General features: G+C 38.5%; 1 protein-coding gene. It reads left to right on the forward strand.

The window, feature by feature from the left end; translation table 11 throughout:
- Positions 1-138 precede the first annotated feature (138 nt).
- The gene (locus EFD62_RS17290; RefSeq protein ID WP_069193668.1) at positions 139-1,512 is read left to right on the forward strand and encodes an IS4 family transposase; all 1,374 of its coding nucleotides are present in this window, start codon (positions 139-141) and stop codon (positions 1,510-1,512) included.
- The last annotated feature ends 82 nt before the right edge of the window (positions 1,513-1,594 follow it).

Below are 1,594 nucleotides of genomic sequence, written 5' to 3' on the forward strand. Positions count from 1 at the left end.
CTAAAACTTCGCACTTATAAAAGTCCCTGTGCACCTTGAAAATTCAATATTATTTGGTGATAAAAATGGCATGAGACCTTCAACATTGGTATAATTGAGTTGAGAGAAACAATCAAACCAAATGGAAGGACTCATGCTATGAAAAGTATAACACAAGACTATCAAAATGATAAGAAGGTTTCATCATCAATTAAAAGTTTTTTTAAGAAGTATAAAGTGTCCACCGCCTTAAGAACAGCCAATGCCTATAAGAGCAAAGGGATACATGTAGCCGTGATTTTTCAATACCTATTCAGCCTTATCTTTACCAATCGATCCATGTATATGAATATGCTAATGGGGACGCACCAAGCTGGTTTCGGAAAGGATACAGTATATAGATTTACGAATTCGATTCATATAAATTGGATCAGGTTTACCACTTGGCTTGGCGCACAAGTCATTAGTGAATCGATTACTGGGCTGACAGATGATAAACGTGTAAATGTTCTTATCGTTGACGATACCTTGTTCGAACGCTCAAGCTCTAAAAAAGTGGAACTGCTATCAAAGGTATATGATCATGCTAAAAAGGCTTATAAATTTGGGTTCCGACTTCTTACACTTGGTTGGTCAGACGGGAATACCTTTATCCCTGTAAATGGCTGCCTTTTATCCACTGAAAACAGTAAAAACCGTATCAACGAAGCTATCTCTTTGGATAAGCGTTCTGCTGGTTATACCCGGCGGAATCTAGCCCAGAGCAAAGCAACCGCTGTAGTTCTGGAGCTCATAAAAGCTGCTAAAAAAGCTTTGATTCCTGCATCACATGTGCTGTTTGACACCTGGTTCTGTTCCCCATCGTCTTTGATCGCTATCAAGGAAATGGATTATGACGTTATTGCAATGGCGAAGAAAACACCAAAGATGCATTATCTCTATAACGGAAAAATGCAGCCATTAACGGAAATATACAAGCAAAACAAAAAGCGAAGAGGTAAGTCCAGATATCTGCTGTCTGTCGAAGTCGTTCTCAAAAAGGATGACAAATCAATTCCTGCTCGAATTGTGTATGTCCGTAATAAGAAAAAACGTAAAGATTACTTGGCGCTTATCACTACTGATATGAATATCAGCGAGGATGAGATCATTCGTATTTACGGAAAGCGTTGGGATATCGAGGTTTTTTTCAAGGTATGCAAATCATACCTGAAGTTGAGCAAGGAATGCAATTCGTTGTCCTATGATGCTATGACAGCACACACAGCAGTCGTTTTTACTAGGTACATGATGCTGGCAGTAGAAAACCGTCAGACATCTGATTTACGGACATTAGGTGAGATATTCTATTGTATAACGGATGAAATGTCTGATATTTCATTGATTCAAGCTTTCCATCTGCTTATGCAGGTGTTCTTAGATACAATCACAGATAAGCTCTCCTTAACTTCTGAGCAGTTGGATCAATTGCTGGAAGCATTCATGGCTGCACTTCCAAAGGAACTTAAGGGTAGGCTTTTACTGTGTGCATAAGAGCAAGAATCATGATACTTACTTAAAGCCAAATATTGAATTTTCAAGGTGCATAGAGATTATTAATCTGCGAAGTTTAAGT

It is taken from the genome of Acetivibrio mesophilus, from assembly GCF_004102745.1.
GTDB classification, from domain to species: Bacteria; Bacillota; Clostridia; order Acetivibrionales; family Acetivibrionaceae; genus Hungateiclostridium; species Hungateiclostridium mesophilum.

Coding starts and splice junctions, on each gene's coding strand:
- EFD62_RS17290 (WP_069193668.1), top strand. CDS start 139: ATGAAAAGTATAACACAAGACTATCAAAATGATAAGAAGGTTTCATCA.